Consider the following 17,932-nt stretch of genomic DNA (forward strand, 5'->3'; position numbering starts at 1 on the left):
ATTATGAATGGCAAACCTGTAAAATCAATTCTTCCGGAAACCTCACAGAAATATAAAAAAGCAACAAATTAAAAAATAAGTTGAGCTCTACCGAAGTTTCAGCTTTACATGGTATTTTATCAACAGATATGTTCGAGCAGTACACTTACTCACCGTTTTCCCTTAATGCCTGCCAGTCTTTATCTTTTCCGTAAGGTGATGTTATTAAAGTCGCTTTATTGCAAATCAGATGGGTGAAATAAGATTTTTCACCGGTTTTGCTGTCAGTGAAAATTTCACTTTCCATTTTAATATTCAGCAGCCAGGAATCCCATTTTCTGATCTCTTTAAAAAAAGGACTGAACAAACATTTTACTTCAAAGTTTTGTTTTTTCTGATCTTCATAAAATTCGACAATAATCGATTTGTCTGAAGATTTTACTTCTTCACGTATTACAGCTTTTAGTTTCATACCGGATTTTTTTCAAAGCTAAAATTTTAATGCGACAGAACATGTCGTGATTACATTTTTGTGATCAATGTAATAATAAAATAAATTTACTTAAAAATCTCTTTCAATTCGGCTATATGAAAAACTTTCTCATATCACAGATATTTACAATCTGTCTGAACATGATTTTCTGATTCAGTGAAATAATGATAATGATAAATTGAGGAGTTTTAATAATCCTTTAGCTTATTATATAAATAGATATTTATAAGTCATCGGATGCAGAATAACTGTATTTCCGTCCCAAATTTAATTTTTGCAGGATTTTGATTTTAAAATTATACCTGATGGTGATAAAAGGATATGGATGGAGTCCGATTGATATTTTTTACGACCATTTGGCATATTTGATAACTTCTATGGCTATAAGATTGATCTCATCGTTTATTTCAGATAGAGTGGGATCAGTTGCGATCTGAAGAATCCTGTCCTGAACAACTTTGCTTTTCGTTGATTTCCCGAAAATTGCTATGATCCAATATTTCCACATTGTATCGTTGGTATTCAGAACATACATTATTTCATCTTCCAGATGAACCTGAAAGCGAAGCAGGTTTTCTCCAATTATCCCGGCAACAGGCCAATTCATATCCTGCAGCCATTCCATCAGCTTTGGAATGATTGGTTTGATCTGCTCATATGTATAATCCTCAAGTCTGTAAGCGGCTAAAAGATCGCTTTTGTCTTTAGGTATCAGTTCATTTATATTCATTGAATTTCTGTTTTATTTCATCTTTCAGAATTCATTCTGTTTTTCTATGTCCTACTTAAAATTTTACCTGACAATTGCAATGTGTGCAGATCTATGAAAAGAATCGTGCAGGGAATTTTTGATGTCAAAGATGATCGAAAAGGTAATAATCATTTTTTTTCAAACCACGGTTTCATCATCATTTCAGAATTCATCAGAGACTTTACTTTTTTGTTTTTTACTTTTCCACTGTCAGAAAACGGAAAAAGTTTGTTTTTTTTAATCATAAGTCTGTAAGGAATGTGTTTTCTGCTTTGCCCGCCTCCTGAAATCAAATTTAATATATTTTCAGTATCTGTTATTTCGTTTGATAATTGGTCAGAGGACAGAACTTGCTCAGTCTTATTATCTGATCTTACAGTGTCTTTTACTTCGTTTACTTTTAAAAGCAGGTGTTTGTTATTTTCAACTTTCCAAGTACCAATATTCCAGCTTGATGCAAGATCAAAATTCCAGTAATATTCAAAGGTATGATCAGGCTTCAGAATTAGTTTTTCTCCAAGACCATTTGTATACTCTCCGTACATTTTATTTTGAGCATCAAAATCGGTAAAAAGTAAAATAAAAACTGAAAAGTATAATGTTTTCACGATAACACGGTTTCTTTAGCTGTAGATATTTAATATATCAAATAAATACCCGATTAAAATTTCAGCATGTTGATATCATCACCCGTAAGGTTTTGAATGTTTTCTGTGATTTTTTCTATTTTCCAGTCCCACCATTTCATATCCAGCAGCTGCTTTATTTTTTCTTCTGTAAATCTTTTTCTGATTTCTTTTGCAGGATTTCCTCCAACAACAGCATAGGGTTCTACATCTTTAGTTACCGTAGAGTTGGACGCAATAATGGCTCCGTCACCAATCCTGATTCCCGGCATAATGGTGGAATTAAATCCGATCCATACATCATTCCCTATTTCGGTGTTTCCTTTTGTAGGATAAGTTTTTCCATCCATGGCATCTTTCCAGTCTTCTCCAAAAATAGCAAAAGGATATGAAGTGATCGATTTCGTCAGGTGATTGGCTCCGTTCATGATAAAGGTAACTCCCGAGGCGATCATACAGAATTTCCCGATAATGAGCTGATCGCCAATAAAATCAAAATGATATTTTACATTTTTTTCGAAATTTTCTACACTTTCAAAATCATCATAATAGGTGTAATCTCCAACAATGATATTAGGATTTTTTATAACATTTTTCAGGAAACAAAGTCTGTTGTAGCCTGCGACAGGAAATTTTTTGTCTTTGTCAGGAACTTTCATAGCATTTATTTTTTATGGATACTGAAGATTAATTTTTTAAGTGAAAATGAGATCATATGAACCAATTGATTGCCTGTAATCCTTCATTTAAGTAATTTTGAGTAAAATCGTATCGAAAACCTCGTATTCCGCAGATCATCAGAGAATAGTCTTATCCCTGTGATCATATTCATTCCAATACAAAGCAGCATCCTCCGGATCAATCGTTTTGTAATACTCCAAAAGCGTAATGAACAGATCGTTTCCGACTCCGTGAACGGAAAGAGACAAAAGTACCTCCAGCGCATTTTCAATTTCTCTGCGATCCTTGCTTTCTGCTTCAATTAGCGTATTGACTTCGGTTTCTATGACAGGAATATGCGCTCGTAAAGAATCATTGAAATACTGAATACTGATTTTAATATCACTTAAAAAATTTTCATCCATTTCCGATATTTTTTTATTTTACGTAGGTATTCTTTTCATTTACCAGTTCTGATCAATCATGTAAATCATCTGTGCCATTACTGTTGCTCCCAAAAGCAATTCTCTCCGGTTGACTTTTTCAAAAGTATCTTCTTCCGTATGATGGATATCAAAGTATCTTTGAGAATCAGGAGCAAGCTCAGCTGTCGGAATCCCCATATCCTTCAGCGGATAAATATCAGTCCCGGAATACCGTCCTTCAAAATCATAAGCGCCATATGGTAAAAATAGCGGAGACCAGCTTCTGATCTGATTTCTTTTGGCATCGTCCATGTCAAGGGCAATACCTCTCGGTGAAAATCCTCCGGCATCGGATTCTAATGCAAAAAGATGTTTTTCGCCTGTTTCTTTGACTGTTTTTCCGTACTGCTGTCCGCCTTTTACGCCATTTTCTTCATTGGCAAAACAAACCACCCGAATCGTATGGTTGTTTGGAATGCCTAGATTTTTGAAGGTTCTCAATACTTCAATGCTCTGAACGATTCCTGCTCCGTCGTCATGAGCTCCTTCGCCGACATCCCAGGAATCTAAATGTCCGCCCACAACAATCACGCTCTGGTCTTTTTTGCCTCTGATCTCACCGATAACAGAATGAGACTGTTTTTCACCCTTCATCCTACAGTTGGAGTTGAGCTTTGCAGTAATCTTCCCGGAATGTAAAAGACGTTCCAGTTCATCAGCAGTGGTCGTTCCGACAGCAACTGCCGGAATTTTAGCGACACCGTCTTTATACCTCATCGCTCCGGTATGAGGAACATCATCAAAAGCAGATGAAAGCGATCTGACAATGGCAAATCTTCCTCCCTTCTGTGCAGTGAGTGCAGCCGCAGTTGAACGGTATGCAGATACATCACTGTAGCCTTTGAACGTTTCGATGTACGACTGGCTGAAAGGGTAATTGAAGAAAACAATCTTATCCTTTACCTTTTCTGCAGGAAGTTTTTCGTACTCTGCAAAAGATTTCACCATGATGATTTCTCCGGAAAGATCTTTTCCGCCAGTACCTTCAGAATTACCGAGGGATAGCATTTTAAGCTTTGTCCAGCTTCCGTTTCCTGTTTTGATATGCAGTGATTCTTTTCCTCTTTCCCAGACAGGAATTGTCACTTCCTGGAGCCAGACTTTATCTGCTCCGGCTTTGCGGAGTTTCTGAGCTGCCCAATGCACAGATTTTTCATACGCCGGGGATCCGCTCAGGCGGTGACCGATATTTTTTGTTAAATCTTTAAGTTCAGTATAGGCTTTTCCCTTATTGAGAATCTCCGTTGAAATTCTGTTGAATTGGATGGAGTCTTCTCTGGACTGAGAGAAAATATTTAAGCTCAATAGTAGAGTGGTGGTTGCTACAAGTTTTTTCATGATATTGATGGAAAGAAAAATGAATTCTTTTATTGAAATATTAATTTAGAATAATTATTTATGAATGTCTATTTCTAATCTTCGATTTCCTGAGGAATCTCAACGCATTGAAAATGAATTAGTTTTAATTCTTCCGGAATGACAAAATGACTGATGATCCTTGTGTTATGATTAAAAACGGACATTCATATCATCATTAAATTTTTACAACTTTAGTCTTGGCTAACAAATCACCTAATCTTTTACTTTCCGGTGAGCTTGTAATGATGATGATTGCAACCAAGCCAAAAAAGAACATGTCAATGGGATCAACAAGGTGTCTTAAAAATGACTGTTTTATAGTTATATCCAGTTCAGTCTTTTCGTCTACCGGTTTTAGTTGTACTAAATAATTTCCAAATGTTGATTGCAGATTAACTTCAATAACGCAATTATACAAAAACCAGAAAATAAGAACAGGAAGTACTTTTATGCCGCTCACATAAAATTCGCCCTCTGAATTTACCTCACCAAAATATTGGATGTAAACGAATATTACAGAAAATATTACGGCGTAGTCTATTAAACCAGCAATTATTCGTCGGAACAAAAATTTTTCTTTCCTCAATTTTTTATTTTTTTGTAAAGATTTATAATTTGAGTTTGCTACCAGTTCTTATCAATCATAAATACCATCTGCGTCATTACAACCGCCCCCAATAGCAATTCTCTTTTATTGACTTTATCGAAGGTGTCTTTTTCAGAATGATGATAATCAAAATATCTTTGGGTATCAACCACCATTTCCATTAATGGGATATCCAGTTTTTTCAGCGGTGCAATATCCTGAATGGCGTAGGTCTGGTCAAAATCGTATACGCCGTAAGGCAGAAAATATTCTTTCCACGGAAAGATCAGCCGGCGCCTCTGCGGTGACATATCAAGTGAAAATCCTCTTGGAGAATATCCTCCGGAATCTGAACCTAATGCCAGGATATGTTTTTCATCTTTCTTTTTTACCTGCGCTGCATAGGTTTCGCGGCCCTGTCCGCCATTTTCGCTGTTAGCATATAATACCACTCTGATGGTATGGTTGTTATTGTAACCCAGAGCTTTGAATGTTCTTAAAACTTCAATACACTGAACCACTCCCGAACCGTCATCATGAGCACCTTCTGCAAAATCCCATGAGTCGAGCTGGGCACCGAGAACAATCACTTTAGAATCTTTCTTTCCCGGAATTTCTCCTATAATATTGTGATTGATCGTTTCGCCTTTCGATTCGGCAGTCATATTGAGTTTTGCCTTTACAGTCTGTTTTTTAAGTAGTTTTTCCAGTTCGTCTGCGGATCTTACACCGATCGTTACGGCAGGGATTTTTACTTTGTCATCCGGCTCATAATAAATCTGTTTTGCGTGGGGGATATCATCGGAGGCAGTAGTTAATGATCTTATGATCAAACCTCTCGCTCCCTTTTTACCGATCACGGACGCAGAGAGCAGTTTAGATTTTGCAGCGATCAGGTAAGAATCTACGGTGCTGATCAGTTTCTGGTCAATAGAGTAGTTGACGAAAATGATTTTATCTTTCACCTGTGCACCCGTCAGGTTCACCAGTTCCTGAACATCATTGACGAGGAGGATATCGTAAATCATATCTTTTCCACCTGTGCCTTCAGAATTTCCGAAAGACAGCATGCGGATGTTTTTCCATTCTCCGTTCCCTGCTTTGATCTGCAGAGATTCTTTTCCTCTGATCCATACCGGAACCCGTACTTCCTGTTTCCAGATGTTTTCCGCACCGGCATCTTTCAGGTTTTTCTCAGCCCATTCAGTGGCTTTGGCGTAGCCCGGAGTGGCACTGAAACGCGGCCCAACCCCTTTTGTAAGCTCTCCCAGATTATCATACGCAGTTCCGTTGATCATGATTTCATCTGAGATCTTCTTAAACTCATCGATATAATTGAATTTCGGAACTGGCTTCGGCTTTTTGACGGGCTTCTTCTGTGAAAATAAAAAGCCACTCAAAAAGAGTGGAAATATGATGAGCAGGATTTTTTTCATTGTACTGACCTATTTCTTTTCGGTGTATAAAAATAAAGAAAAATTAAGTAATTATGACAGATATTACTTTTCACTGATTTTTTTAACGCAAAGTCCACTAAGATTTTTTAATTCCAGCTGTTTTTAAGTTCACAAAACAAAATTTCGCTGATTCAGCTAAAAGAATTTTCAAATTCAGGCAAAAGCATTTCATTTAAATAAGGCGGCGAAAAATTGGAACAGGTATTGAGTGTAATGCAAAATCCTCAAAACTTACAGAAACAAGTTTTGAGGATTTTACTATTGTTTTTCCTAATTTAAGCCATAGGTCAATTATTTCATGTCATACATCAATAATGCAGTTACCAGTTTAGGCTCGATAAATGTGCATTTAGGAGGCATACGAAGCTTCAGATCAGAAATTTTAATCATATCATTAAAGCTTACCGGGAAGATTCCGAAACCTACTTTTCCTTCACCACTGTCTATTTTTTCTTTTAAAAGCTTAATGCCTTCGATATTAGAGCTTCCTTTAACATAGCTGATCTGATCTGAACTGTCAGAATCTTCGATCTTCAGAATATCCTGAATGATATATTTATCCAGAAGATGATGATCTAAATTGTCTAAAGACATTTCCTGTGAACGGAGGTCGTGCTTTACGTGAAGAGAGTAAAACTTCCCGTCGATATACATGGAAATATGGAATTTCTGTGACGGATAGTAAGGAGTTTCATTTTTTTCGTGAATCAGGAAATATTTTTCCAGGCTTTTAAGAAATTCTTCTGTCGTAAGATCCCCAATACTGCTCACGATCCTGTTGTAATCATGGATTTTGATCGATTGATTGGACACAATGAAACTGTATACAAAATTGTATGCTTCTGTACCGTTATGCTTTTTGTTTTTATCTTTCAGTCGTTTTGCATGAAGAGCTGTAGAGCCAATTCTGTGGTGACCGTCTGCAATGTAAAAAGAATCGATCTGATCAATCACTTCTTTAAACTGCTGCAGCTTAAGACGGTTGTCAATTCTCCAGATTTTATGCCTGATCCCAACGGTATCCACATGATTGAAGATCGGAACATTTTTTTCTTCATGGTTCATCAGCAGTTCGATCTTTGAATTGGACTGATAGGTAAGAAGGACCGGTTCTGCCTGAAGGTTGACCTTATCTAAATAGTGCGCAAGTTTCTCTTTTCTCTGAGGAATGGTGCTCTCATGTCTTTTTATTTTTCCGTTCCAGAAATCTTCGATGCTGGCCAGACCGAGAAGTCCTCTGAAAACCTGTTTATTAGGGTAGATCTGTTCATAGAGGTAGTAGGACGAGCTGTCCTGCACGAGGGTTTTATCGTCTAAAAGTTCCTCAAAAGTTGAACGTATTTTCCTTAAATTCCGGTCTACATCTTTAGATTTACTTACAACATAGGGCTTGATCATGTTGATATAAGTCTTTTCTTTTTGCGCTTTTTCTGTGATTTCAGCTTGAGTGAAATTATCTAAAGGATGAGTAGGAAATGTAGCCTCATGGTCTTTATGAGGTCTTATTCCACGGAAAGGTTTAAAAACTGGCATATATTATTTATAGTTTCTTTTTAATCTCAATAATCTGTTCGGCAAGCTCTACACCGATTTTTTCCTGGGCATCTAAGGTATTTCCGCCAAGATGTGGGGTGAGAGACAGGTTGGGATTCATTAATAAAATCAGTTCGGGAGTCGGCTCGGTTTCAAAAACATCCAGTGCTGCACCGGCCACTTTCCCGGATTCGATATGGTCGAGCAGGGTGACTTCATTGATCACGCCGCCTCTTGCAGTATTTACAATAAATACACCATCTTCCATTTTTTCGAATTCAGGGGTATCTACCACATATTCATTGGTTTTGGGCGTATTAATGCTTATGAAATCAGTGTTTTTATAGAAAGCGTCGGAATCGTTGGTTGATGTAATTTCAAAATCAACGGTCTGTCCGTCAAAAAAACGTAAGCTTACTGTTTTTGTTTTGGGCTTTCTTGTCAGAACCTTTACTTTCATTCCTAAAGAAATTCCCATCTTCACGACTTCCTGTCCGATACTTCCAAATCCGATCACGCCGAGGGTCTTGCCTGAAAGTTCATACGCATTGTTGAAAGATTTTTTCAAAGCATTAAAATGGGTATCTCCTTCCAGAGGCATCAGCCTGTTGGATTCATGCAGGAATCTTGCTAAAGAAAAGAAATGCGCAAAAACCAGCTCAGCCACTGATCTTGAAGATGCATTGGGGGTATTAATGACGTAAAGGCCTTTTTCGATGGCGTATTCTACATCAATATTATCCATTCCGATACCGCCCCTTCCAATAATCTTAAGACCGGGGCAGGCATCAATCAATTCCTGTCTTACTTTGGTAGCACTTCTTACAAGAAGAACATCAACGTTATTTTCATTGATAAAACTGATCACATGATCCTGTGCAACCCTGTTGTCAAGAATTTCGATTCCTGCTTGCTGTAAAGCAAGTTCCCCTGCTTTTGATATTCCGTCGTTAGCTAAGACTTTCATATTTTTTCAATTTAAGGATTTAAAGATTTAATTATTTAAAAATTCATCGATTTGCTTAATAATTTTAATCTTGTCATCTTTCAATTTTTGCGTTGCCTAATTTAAGCTATTTTATTGACTTCATCACATCCACCAAAACCTGCACGCTTTCAATCGGTAAGGCATTGTACATACTGGCTCTGTATCCCCCCAAACTTCTGTGGCCGTTCAGTCCGCTGATCCCTGCTGCTTTCCATGCAGCATCAAATTCTTCTTTTTTGCTGTCATCAACCAGTTTGAATGAAACATTCATCAGAGAACGGTCTTCTTCTACGCAGAACGTTTCGAATAAGGGATTGCTGTCGATTTCGTTATATAAAAGTTTTGCTTTTGCTTCGTTTCTTGCTTCAGCTGCAGCAATTCCCCCATTGTTTTCCAGGTGCTGTAATGTCAGTAAAGACGCATAAACAGGGAAAACAGGCGGCGTATTGTACATTGATTCCTTTGAAATATGCTGAGCATAATCCAGGATAGAGAACATGTTTTCTCTTCCGGTCTTGCCCAGAATTTCTTTTTTGATCACCACTAAAGTAACTCCGGCAGGTCCCATGTTTTTCTGAGCTCCTGCGTAGATCAGGTCAAATTTTGAAAAATCCAGCTGTCTTGAGAATATATCAGAACTCATATCGCAAACCATCAGTGTGTCAACTTCAGGGAATGATTTCATCTGAGTTCCATAGATCGTGTTATTGGATGTACAGTGAAAATAATCATATTCAGAACCTACGGTATAATCTTTAGGAACGAAAGAATAGTTGTCGTCTTTTGAAGAACCTAAAACATCTACAGTTCCCACTTTTTTTGCTTCTTTTATAGCTCCTGCAGCCCAGGTGCCGGTATCTAAATAGGCTGCTTTACCACCTACTTTCATCAAATTGTAAGGAACCATCGCAAACTGCAGACTCGCCCCGCCTCCCAGGTACAAAACTTCGTAATCATCTCCCAGCTTCATCAGTCTTTTAACAATTGCGCGGGCTTCATCCATCACCGCAACAAAATCTTTGCTTCTGTGCGAAATTTCAAGAAGGGATAAACCGATACCGTTAAAATCTAAAATGGCTTCTGCCGATTTTTCGAATACTTCCTGAGGTAAGATACATGGTCCTGCGCTGAAATTGTGCTTTTTGCTCATAATTTTACTTTTGTTTTTAGATTTTGCTGATTTGTCAATCTGCCGTTTCGTAATTGATATGTTTAAAATATAAAGTTAAAAAAAACCGTCTCATAATTTATGAGACGGTGTATTTTTATTCACCGTGTAAAAATGCTTTTTTATTTAGCAGTGCTTCTTCGGATTCTACATGATCTTCATCCGGCACACAGCAGTCTACGGGGCAAACCGCTGCACACTGTGGCTCTTCGTGAAATCCTTTACACTCCGTACATTTATCTGTAACAATGAAATATACATCATCGTTTACCGGTTCCTGTGGTGCATCCGCATCAACCGTTAATCCCGATGGTAATGTCACGGTACCGCTCAGTTCGGTACCCTCAGAAGCTTTCCAGTCAACTGCTCCTTCATATATTGCATTATTCGGACATTCCGGTTCACAGGCGCCGCAATTAATGCATTCATCAGTTATTTTAATAGCCATCGCTAATTTTTTTTAAATTTGCACAAAATTACAAAATATTCCCCACTTTTACAGTAATTATGGATATCGAAAAACAAGTTTTAGGACTTATTAAATTAAGTGATTATATAAAGCGCTATTTAGCAGAAAATAATGATGGTTTTATCGAAAATGATTCTGAATTTGAATTTGTCGTTAAAAAATCTGAAATAGAAAATCCGTGGTTCACGGCAGAAAATCAAAAATTTGCTCTACAGCAATGGGCAGATCTGCTGACAGAGGAAAATCTGCACTCATGGCTAAGCAGTTACACTCCATCAAAAACTACAAAAAAAGTAGGATTGATTCTTGCAGGAAATATTCCGCTGGTAGGATTGCATGATGTGATCTCTGTCGTTCTGAGCAATCATATTCCACTGATCAAACTGTCATCCAAAGACAAACAGATGCTTCCTTTTCTTTTAAAAAAATGGAAAGAATTTTCGGATAACGAAATGGAATACGAATTTGTTGAAAGACTCACAGATTTTGATGCCGTCATCGCTACCGGCAGCAATAACACGGCAAGATACCTGGAATTTTATTTTAAAAATCACTTAAGTATCATCCGGAAAAACAGAACTTCAGTCGCAGTTCTGAAAGGTGATGAAAAGGAAGAAGAGTTAAAACTTCTTGCTCAGGATATTTTCCGCTATTTTGGACTGGGCTGCAGAAATGTGACTCGATTATTTATTCCTGAAGATTTTGTGATCGACCGTATTTTTGAAAGTTTTATTGATTTTAAAGAAGTCGTTAATCATAATAAATATGCTAATAATTACGACTACAACCGGGCTGTTTATTTGCTGAACCAGGATCAGTTCTGGGATAATAATTTTGTCATGCTGAAGGAAGATGAAAAACTTTTCAGTCCGCTTTCAGTCATTCATTTTACCAGGTATTCTTCAATGGATGATGTGAAACAATTCATTCAGGAAAATGAAGAAAACATTCAGTGTGTTGTCGGTAAAGATGATATGGGAATTGAAACGGTATATTTCGGAGAAGCTCAGAATCCCGGACTTGATACCTATGCGGATAATGTGGATACGATGAAGTTTCTGGAGGTGATCTAGCAAGGCTGGGCGATTTGCAGGACAGAAAACGTACAGGTTAAGTTATTTTTCCTACAGATATTACATATCTGCAAGGATGGTATAATTTTTATTCCTAAATTTACCTGTCACCGAAAAAATTGATCATGAAAAAAACAATAGCTATTCTTTCTTTCTTAGTATTCCAGATGTGCTTTTCACAGAAAGTGAAGGAAGCAGAAGTTATCAGGGATAACAGAACGACCGAACAGAAGCTGGAATTGAGTAAGGCTCAAAAAGAACTCTTCAACGGGAAATTTGAACAGTTTATCAATGCATTGAAAATATCTGATAAAAAAGCAATGGAGCGTTTGGTATCAGATAAGACGAAATCTAAAGTAACCGATAAAGTTTATGAGAGGCTTAGCCGTGATATCGATTTTAAAAGAAAAACAGTGATTTTTAAAACGGGTTACCAATCATTCATGACGGGTGAAAATTTTCCGATGATCCAGTATAAATATGCGGACGATCAGACAAAACCCGATCCTAAAGAGATTATAACAGCAATCTTTGAAGAAGACGGGAAAATTATGGGTATAAAACCGTATAAACAGACAAAATAAATTTTAAAATATAAATATGATGACAGATGTTTTAGTCGCACATTCAACAGACGTTGAAAAAGCAGGTTTTTACAGGAAAACCTATTTGCACGTTGCTTTGGCAATTGTAGCTTTTATTCTTGTAGAAACACTTTTGTTACAGACCGTTCCTGCGGAAATGGTGTATTTGATGATTGGTCAGAGATATAGCTGGCTTTTGGTGCTGGGCGTTTTTTGGCTTGCTTCTTTTTTAGCTTCTAAATGGTCAATGGCACAAAGCAGATCGACCCAGTATCTAGGACTGGCCTTTTATGTATTACTGCAGGCGGTGATCTTCTTACCAATGATGTATATTGCTATGGCATACACCGATGGAGGACAGGTGATTTTTCAGGCAGCAACACTTACCATAGCGATGTTTGCGGGGATTTCAGTAGTAGCTTTTACTTCTAAAAAAGATTTTTCTTTTTTACGCAATATAATCACCATCGGAGGTTTTATTGCTTTGGGATTAATTGCAGGAGGAATGATTTTCGGTTTTGATCTTGGGCTTTGGTTTTCGGTAGGAATGGTGATTTTAGCATCTGCTACCATCTTATACCAGACAAGCAAACTGAAAGATGCCTATACGACAGATCAGTACGTGGGAGCATCATTACAGCTTTTTGCTTCTATTATGTTGCTGTTCTGGTACATCCTGAGAATTTTAATGAGCAGAAGAAGCTGATTATATAATATTAACAGTGAGTTTTACAGACATGATGTCTGAAACCTCACAGATCAAAAAAAAATCCTGATGTTAATTCATCGGGATTTTTGTTTTCAGAGTAAATACTCCTTTTATATAATTGACACAAATAGGGCTTTTCTTCAAATAGTTATTTGTGTACTGATCAGCGTCATTTACCGGTTTGCCACTATCTGTCAATTGATCCTAAAACCTTTTGGGCAAAACTGTTCAGAGCATCTTTTTCGCTCATTCCGTTCTGTACGTTAGCGTGAACTTCTAATGCTCCGCAGATATTGGTAATCAATTCACCGGCAACGTTCAGGTCTTCTTCACTTGTTCCTCTGAATTCGGTAAAGCTTTCAAGGACCTCAAGGGTTTTTTCAAGATTTTCGGGAGTCTGGTTTTGGAAGAACTGTCTTATAACGGGTAATTTCATAAGTATTTATTTTTTTCAAAATTTGTATGGATCTGCCTTACGGCAAATTCAAAATTATAATTCGTTAAACAGGTTGATTAAGCTTTCTGCCTGGTTAGACTGAACCTGGTTAACCAATTCACCATTTTTAAAGATGGCAAAAGTAGGCAAGTTGTCAACTTTGGCGAGTTTTCTGCTTTCAGGCAGCTTTTCAGCATCAACATATAAAAATGGAATCTCATCGTTTTCAGAGGCCAGTTTTTTAAATTTAGGCTTCATAATCCTGCAGTTTCCACACCATGTTGCGCCGTACTGTACAACTACTTTTTCATTGTCACCTACGATATTCTGCAGCGTATCTTCCGTTAATTCTGTATACATAATTTAAATTTGAAATTTAACAATGCAGCAATTTTAGTAATTCAGCAGTTACCCGTTCATTTCATTCTGAACAAAGTGAAAAGTGTACTGTAAAATTATTATATTACTACATTGTTATATTGGTTTTAATTAATTTTTCGCTAAATATTCAGCAGTAGAACTTCTGTCAGCTTTCATTGCATCTTTTCCTTCTTCCCAGTTTGCCGGACAAACTTCACCATGCTTCTGAACGTGAGTGTAAGCGTCAATTAATCTTAAATATTCTTTTACATTTCTTCCCAAAGGCATATCATTTACAGACTCATGGAATACTTTTCCTGTCTCATCAATCAGATAAGTAGCTCTGTATGTCACATTTGAACCTGTGAAGAACTCATTGCCTTCTTCGTCAAATTCAAGATCCTGATCAACAATATCAAGTAAATTAGCTAATTGTCTGTGTGTATCAGCTAAAAGCGGATAAGTAACTCCTTCAATACCACCATTATCTTTTGAAACGTTCAGCCACGCGAAGTGTACTTCATTGGTGTCACAAGATGCACCGATTACTTTAGTGTTTCTTTTTTCGAATTCTCCTAAAGCCTCCTGGAATGCGTGAAGCTCAGTAGGACATACAAAAGTGAAATCTTTCGGATACCAGAACAAAAGAACTTTCTGCTGGTTGGCTGTAGTTTCCTGAAAAATGTTGATCTTAAGATCATCACCCATTTCAGACATTGCATCAATCGTTACGTTTGGAAATTTTTTACCTACTAAAGACATAATTTTTTAAATTTTTGATTAATAATTTAATGGTGCAAAGATACATTGTTTGATCTATTGAAATTGCAACTAGTGATAAATAAAATCTATAATTGTTTTTGATTATCCGTCTGAAAATCTATAATCATTAAGTGAAAAATAATTGTAAAACAAATCAAAATATTTATTAGCTTTGAGAAGTACAGAAAGCAAAAATTTTACAACAACCAAACCTTATCATTATGAAAAAATTAAAAAGTCTTTCAAGAAAAGAACTGAAAACAATCAAAGGAGCAGCTTCAACCGCAGTTTGTCCTCCAGGAGATCACTACTGCCCCGATGCAGCAGTATGTGTTCCTATCATCGTAGAATGTTATATTATTGTACCGGAATTACCGTAAGATGGAGGATGTTTATCCTGTTAATAATTCTATAAAAAAAGTTCTTCCTCAGGAAGAACTTTTTTTCTTTATATAAGTGGGCCCATACCCTTGATGCTCATCGCTTTTTTAAAGCTTTTTCACATATCAGTAACCGAATATCTCGGTAAGGCTTAATTTTTTAAGCTCACCTAATTTCAGCAAATCTTCATCTTTTACTTTATCCTGTGAAGCAACAAGACAGTAGGTATAATTTTTCCCTTTCATTTCATTGTCATGAAATGTATTAATGTCTGAAAAACTCAGTTTGGGCGACAGTTCATATACATTCTTCCTCATGTCAAAATTATTTCCTAATTTCTGAGCCGAAAGGTAGGAGAAAATAATTCCGTCCTGAGTAATCCTTTCCGCTGCAATTGTTTTTCTCAATCCACTTTTAGCCGTTTCAAATAGCTGCTCAGATTTTGGGAGCGTTGTCAACAGCTCATTCATGGCAGTGGTAGATTCATTCAGTTTATCAGCCTGAGTTCCTACATAAGCCATGATCATATCTTTATTTTCTTTTTTGCCTGGAAGTGCAAAATAGGAGTACGTAGAATAAGCTAATGCTTTCGATTCTCTGATGGTCTGGAAAACAATAGAACCCATTCCGCCGCCAAAATAATTATTAAACAAGCTGACGGTAGGAGTGATCTGCGGATTATAGTTCCCTGAATTTCTTACCCAGAAAATTTCAGCCTGCACCATATCGTAGTTGGCAAATAAAACTTTGTTTTTATCGGTTGGGATCTGAGTGAAAACTTTAGATTTTGGCATTTCCTTTAACGTTGCCGGAACTTTATGTATTGGAGTTAAAGATGCTGTAATTTCATTTCCGGATTTCGGACCGTAATAGAGAACTTTATGCCTGTAACTGAAAAGATCATGGAGTACTTTTATCAGATCTTCTGCTTTTAAAGCATCCAGCTCTGCATCACTCAGGACATTATTGAACGGATTTTGTGAACCATACTGCGCATAGCTTCGTAATCCCTGCATAATGGTATTTTTGTTTTGCTTGGCATTGTCCCTAGCTTTTTTTAATCTTGCTTTGTATGCTGTTAATGCCGCTTCATCCGCCTGGCAGTTTTTGATAAGATCTTCAAATAAAGTTGCAGACCTGTCAAAATTTTCATTCAGCCCTTCAAGAGTAACATAAGTTTCCTCATTACCTGCACTCACATTAAAGCTTGATGCCAGTTTGTAAAATTCTTTACTGATGGCTTCGGAAGATTTATCTTTAGTGCCCAGATATCCAAGATATTCTGCGGCTAAAGGCAGGATCTTGTTATTCCATTTTCCTGAATCAAAATGATAATATAATCTGAAAAGTGCGTTGTCTGTGTTTTTTACCGAGAGTACATCTATATTCCCAAGTTTGTTCTTCGCAATATCTTTGTCGAAGTTTAACCAAACCGGTGAGATGTTGTTCTCCGGCATCTCATCGATCTTTTTAAGAAAAGGCGACTGGTCTTCCCTGTTGACAGAAACCGGCGTGATGCTGGGCTTATCAACTTTTACAATGCTTTTGTCTTCCCCTTTTTTCTTGTAGATGGCTACATAATTATTATTCTGAAGATATTTGGAAGCAAATTCCATAATATCTTTTTTGGTAAGCTTCGATATTTCTTCTACATATTCCAATGAAGTTTTGTGATCAATATCAGAGGTGAACTCATCCATCAGGATTCCCGCCCTTGTAGAATATTTCTCGTCTTTCTGAATGATGCTTTTCTTCTCATTATTAACAATAGACTGAATTAAATCATCAGAAAATTCTCCTTTTCTCAGTTTTTCAATTTCTTTAAGAAGAAGATCTTTCACTTCATCCAGTGACTGTCCTTCTGTAGGTCTGCCCTGCAATAATAATACAGAATAGTCTTTCAGTACATACGGGAAAGCATATGCGCCCAAAAGTTTCTGTTTTTTCACAAGATCCAGATCGATAAGTCCGGCTTGCCCGTTGGTCAGCATATTTCCAACCAGATTTAGCAGTCTTGCATCTTTGGTCGTAGCTCCCGGAAATCTGAATCCCATCATCAGGCTTTCAGGATTTGGCCCTGTAACTTCTTTTATAACAGGCGATGTAATTGGCTTCTCCTTTCCTGCAAGGTATTCAGGTACGGCTTTGGATTTCATGTAAGAAAATGCCTTATCTATTTTGGCAATCATCTCATCTGGATTAAACTCTCCAGACATGATCACCCCCATGTTATTGGGAACGTAATTATTATTATAATAGTCCCTGATTGCTTTCAGAGAAGGATTTTTCAGATGATCAATTGTCCCGATGGTCGTCTGTTTACCGTAATTGTTATTGGGGAACAGATTTTCAAACATTTTATCGTATACTTTGTCGTTGTCGTCATCTAAACTTCTGTTTTTCTCTTCATATACAGCTTCAAGTTCGGTATGGAAAAGCCTTAAAACTGGTGCTCTGAAGCGTTCAGACTGCACTGCCAGGAATTTATCAACCGCATTAGCCGGAATATCCTCTACATAGACGGTCTGCTCAAAAGAAGTAAATGCATTGGTGCCGTCAGCTCCCATTCCTGCCATCATCTTGTCGTATTCATTGGCAATGGCGTAATTGGCTGCTTCTCCGGAAACTTTATCAATCTCCTTATAAATTTCTTTTCTTTTGGCTTCATCTTTTGTCTGGTTATACTTCTCATACAGGGCATCTACCTTATCTAAAAGAGGTTTTTCCTTTGACCAGTCCTTTGATCCGAACTTATCCGTTCCCTTGAAAAGCATATGTTCCAGGTAATGTGCAAGACCGGTATGGCTTGCCGGATCAGTCTTGCTTCCTGCTTTTGTTGCTATGTAAGTCTGAATTCTGGGTTCTTTATTGGTTGGACTTAAAATTACAGTTAAGCCGTTTTTAAGCTTATAATACCTTGCAGAAGTAGGGTCATTGGTCACGTATTTATACGTATAACCATTTGATTGTGCTTCTTTCCATTCGAATGCCTGAGCCTGCATATATCCACAAAAACTGGCTGCGGCTATACTCGTTACTACGGTTAGTTTTTTTAATAAGTTCATTTATTCTA

20 protein-coding genes are annotated in these 17,932 nt (G+C 37.1%); 4 read left to right on the forward strand and 16 right to left on the reverse strand.

Features of this window, described 5'->3' with window-relative positions; all coding sequences use genetic code 11:
* Nucleotides 1–145: 145 nt before the first annotated feature.
* From AC2A07_RS01950 to AC2A07_RS02005, 12 genes are all read right to left on the reverse strand, one after another.
* Nucleotides 146–451 carry a hypothetical protein gene (locus tag AC2A07_RS01950; protein ID WP_314490429.1) on the reverse strand — a complete coding sequence of 102 codons (306 nt, stop codon included), beginning with the start codon at nt 449–451 and terminating at the stop codon, nt 146–148.
* Nucleotides 452–818: 367 nt separating this feature from the next.
* Nucleotides 819–1,202, reverse strand: coding sequence for a DUF5071 domain-containing protein (locus AC2A07_RS01955; protein ID WP_484048977.1), 384 nt, complete (start codon nt 1,200–1,202; stop codon nt 819–821).
* 149 nt (nt 1,203–1,351) lie between these two features.
* Nucleotides 1,352–1,831, reverse strand: a complete 480-nt coding sequence (locus tag AC2A07_RS01960; RefSeq protein ID WP_484048978.1) for a hypothetical protein — start codon at nt 1,829–1,831, stop codon at nt 1,352–1,354.
* Between the two features lie 53 nt (nt 1,832–1,884).
* Nucleotides 1,885–2,508 (reverse strand): CatB-related O-acetyltransferase, encoded by a 624-nt coding sequence (locus AC2A07_RS01965; protein WP_484048979.1) that lies wholly within the window; start codon nt 2,506–2,508, stop codon nt 1,885–1,887.
* Nucleotides 2,509–2,646: 138 nt separating this feature from the next.
* Entirely contained in the window at nt 2,647–2,934 is a 288-nt protein-coding gene (locus AC2A07_RS01970) for a hypothetical protein (RefSeq protein WP_484048980.1), read from the reverse strand.
* A gap of 39 nt (nt 2,935–2,973) precedes the next feature.
* Nucleotides 2,974–4,332, reverse strand: a complete 1,359-nt coding sequence (locus AC2A07_RS01975) for a M28 family peptidase (RefSeq protein WP_484048981.1) — start codon at nt 4,330–4,332, stop codon at nt 2,974–2,976.
* A gap of 196 nt (nt 4,333–4,528) precedes the next feature.
* Nucleotides 4,529–4,939 (reverse strand): RDD family protein, encoded by a 411-nt coding sequence (locus AC2A07_RS01980; RefSeq protein WP_484048982.1) that lies wholly within the window; start codon nt 4,937–4,939, stop codon nt 4,529–4,531.
* Nucleotides 4,940–4,977: 38 nt separating this feature from the next.
* Complete coding sequence (locus AC2A07_RS01985) at nt 4,978–6,375, reverse strand: M28 family peptidase (RefSeq protein WP_484048983.1); 1,398 nt, start codon at nt 6,373–6,375, stop codon at nt 4,978–4,980.
* Between the two features lie 312 nt (nt 6,376–6,687).
* Nucleotides 6,688–7,929: a DUF1015 domain-containing protein gene (locus tag AC2A07_RS01990; protein ID WP_484048984.1), complete on the reverse strand. Its 1,242-nt coding sequence runs from the start codon at nt 7,927–7,929 to the stop codon at nt 6,688–6,690.
* Between the two features lie 7 nt (nt 7,930–7,936).
* Nucleotides 7,937–8,896: a D-2-hydroxyacid dehydrogenase gene (locus AC2A07_RS01995; protein ID WP_484048985.1), complete on the reverse strand. Its 960-nt coding sequence runs from the start codon at nt 8,894–8,896 to the stop codon at nt 7,937–7,939.
* Nucleotides 8,897–9,002: 106 nt separating this feature from the next.
* The gene (serC, locus tag AC2A07_RS02000; protein ID WP_484048986.1) at nt 9,003–10,067 is read right to left on the reverse strand and encodes a 3-phosphoserine/phosphohydroxythreonine transaminase; all 1,065 of its coding nucleotides are present in this window, start codon (nt 10,065–10,067) and stop codon (nt 9,003–9,005) included.
* Nucleotides 10,068–10,182: 115 nt separating this feature from the next.
* On the reverse strand, nt 10,183–10,533 hold the full coding sequence (locus AC2A07_RS02005; RefSeq protein WP_314490459.1) for a 4Fe-4S binding protein: 351 nt from the start codon (nt 10,531–10,533) through the stop codon (nt 10,183–10,185).
* A gap of 59 nt (nt 10,534–10,592) precedes the next feature.
* Here AC2A07_RS02005 and AC2A07_RS02010 point away from each other — a divergent pair, with 59 nt between their 5' ends.
* The 3 genes from AC2A07_RS02010 (at nt 10,593) to AC2A07_RS02020 (ending at nt 12,917) form a co-directional block, all read left to right on the forward strand.
* Nucleotides 10,593–11,627: an acyl-CoA reductase gene (locus tag AC2A07_RS02010; RefSeq protein WP_484048987.1), complete on the forward strand. Its 1,035-nt coding sequence runs from the start codon at nt 10,593–10,595 to the stop codon at nt 11,625–11,627.
* A gap of 125 nt (nt 11,628–11,752) precedes the next feature.
* Complete coding sequence (locus AC2A07_RS02015) at nt 11,753–12,211, forward strand: peptidylprolyl isomerase (RefSeq protein ID WP_484048988.1); 459 nt, start codon at nt 11,753–11,755, stop codon at nt 12,209–12,211.
* A 16-nt stretch (nt 12,212–12,227) separates the two neighbouring features.
* Nucleotides 12,228–12,917 (forward strand): Bax inhibitor-1 family protein, encoded by a 690-nt coding sequence (locus tag AC2A07_RS02020; protein ID WP_314490468.1) that lies wholly within the window; start codon nt 12,228–12,230, stop codon nt 12,915–12,917.
* Nucleotides 12,918–13,107: 190 nt separating this feature from the next.
* Here AC2A07_RS02020 and AC2A07_RS02025 read toward each other — a convergent pair whose 3' ends face one another.
* The 3 genes from AC2A07_RS02025 to AC2A07_RS02035 form a co-directional block, all read right to left on the reverse strand.
* Nucleotides 13,108–13,356 (reverse strand): DUF6952 family protein, encoded by a 249-nt coding sequence (locus AC2A07_RS02025; RefSeq protein WP_314490471.1) that lies wholly within the window; start codon nt 13,354–13,356, stop codon nt 13,108–13,110.
* A gap of 54 nt (nt 13,357–13,410) precedes the next feature.
* Entirely contained in the window at nt 13,411–13,716 is a 306-nt protein-coding gene (locus tag AC2A07_RS02030; protein ID WP_314490473.1) for a DUF6568 family protein, read from the reverse strand.
* Between the two features lie 129 nt (nt 13,717–13,845).
* The gene (locus tag AC2A07_RS02035; protein ID WP_484048989.1) at nt 13,846–14,478 is read right to left on the reverse strand and encodes a peroxiredoxin; all 633 of its coding nucleotides are present in this window, start codon (nt 14,476–14,478) and stop codon (nt 13,846–13,848) included.
* Nucleotides 14,479–14,699: 221 nt separating this feature from the next.
* Between AC2A07_RS02035 and AC2A07_RS02040 the strand changes: the two genes are divergently transcribed.
* Nucleotides 14,700–14,858: a bacteriocin-like protein gene (locus tag AC2A07_RS02040; RefSeq protein WP_484048990.1), complete on the forward strand. Its 159-nt coding sequence runs from the start codon at nt 14,700–14,702 to the stop codon at nt 14,856–14,858.
* A 126-nt stretch (nt 14,859–14,984) separates the two neighbouring features.
* Here the strand turns inward: AC2A07_RS02040 and AC2A07_RS02045 are convergent, their stop codons facing one another.
* Nucleotides 14,985–17,924, reverse strand: coding sequence for a M16 family metallopeptidase (locus AC2A07_RS02045; protein WP_484048991.1), 2,940 nt, complete (start codon nt 17,922–17,924; stop codon nt 14,985–14,987).
* Nucleotides 17,925–17,932: the final 8 nt, after the last annotated feature.

This window comes from Chryseobacterium sp. HNCC26DJ238 (assembly GCF_057180465.1).

Bases quoted from the DNA above. Each gene is read 5' to 3' on its own strand.
- AC2A07_RS01950 (WP_314490429.1), bottom strand. From the start codon at position 451: ATGAAACTAAAAGCTGTAATACGTGAAGAAGTAAAATCTTCAGACAAA.
- AC2A07_RS01955 (WP_484048977.1), bottom strand. From the start codon at position 1,202: ATGAATATAAATGAACTGATACCTAAAGACAAAAGCGATCTTTTAGCC.
- AC2A07_RS01965 (WP_484048979.1), bottom strand. From the start codon at position 2,508: ATGAAAGTTCCTGACAAAGACAAAAAATTTCCTGTCGCAGGCTACAAC.
- AC2A07_RS01970 (WP_484048980.1), bottom strand. From the start codon at position 2,934: ATGGATGAAAATTTTTTAAGTGATATTAAAATCAGTATTCAGTATTTC.
- AC2A07_RS01975 (WP_484048981.1), bottom strand. From the start codon at position 4,332: ATGAAAAAACTTGTAGCAACCACCACTCTACTATTGAGCTTAAATATT.
- AC2A07_RS01985 (WP_484048983.1), bottom strand. From the start codon at position 6,375: ATGAAAAAAATCCTGCTCATCATATTTCCACTCTTTTTGAGTGGCTTT.
- AC2A07_RS01990 (WP_484048984.1), bottom strand. From the start codon at position 7,929: ATGCCAGTTTTTAAACCTTTCCGTGGAATAAGACCTCATAAAGACCAT.
- AC2A07_RS01995 (WP_484048985.1), bottom strand. From the start codon at position 8,896: ATGAAAGTCTTAGCTAACGACGGAATATCAAAAGCAGGGGAACTTGCT.
- serC (WP_484048986.1), bottom strand. From the start codon at position 10,067: ATGAGCAAAAAGCACAATTTCAGCGCAGGACCATGTATCTTACCTCAG.
- AC2A07_RS02005 (WP_314490459.1), bottom strand. From the start codon at position 10,533: ATGGCTATTAAAATAACTGATGAATGCATTAATTGCGGCGCCTGTGAA.
- AC2A07_RS02010 (WP_484048987.1), top strand. From the start codon at position 10,593: ATGGATATCGAAAAACAAGTTTTAGGACTTATTAAATTAAGTGATTAT.
- AC2A07_RS02015 (WP_484048988.1), top strand. From the start codon at position 11,753: ATGAAAAAAACAATAGCTATTCTTTCTTTCTTAGTATTCCAGATGTGC.
- AC2A07_RS02020 (WP_314490468.1), top strand. From the start codon at position 12,228: ATGATGACAGATGTTTTAGTCGCACATTCAACAGACGTTGAAAAAGCA.
- AC2A07_RS02025 (WP_314490471.1), bottom strand. From the start codon at position 13,356: ATGAAATTACCCGTTATAAGACAGTTCTTCCAAAACCAGACTCCCGAA.
- AC2A07_RS02030 (WP_314490473.1), bottom strand. From the start codon at position 13,716: ATGTATACAGAATTAACGGAAGATACGCTGCAGAATATCGTAGGTGAC.
- AC2A07_RS02035 (WP_484048989.1), bottom strand. From the start codon at position 14,478: ATGTCTTTAGTAGGTAAAAAATTTCCAAACGTAACGATTGATGCAATG.
- AC2A07_RS02040 (WP_484048990.1), top strand. From the start codon at position 14,700: ATGAAAAAATTAAAAAGTCTTTCAAGAAAAGAACTGAAAACAATCAAA.
- AC2A07_RS02045 (WP_484048991.1), bottom strand. From the start codon at position 17,924: ATGAACTTATTAAAAAAACTAACCGTAGTAACGAGTATAGCCGCAGCC.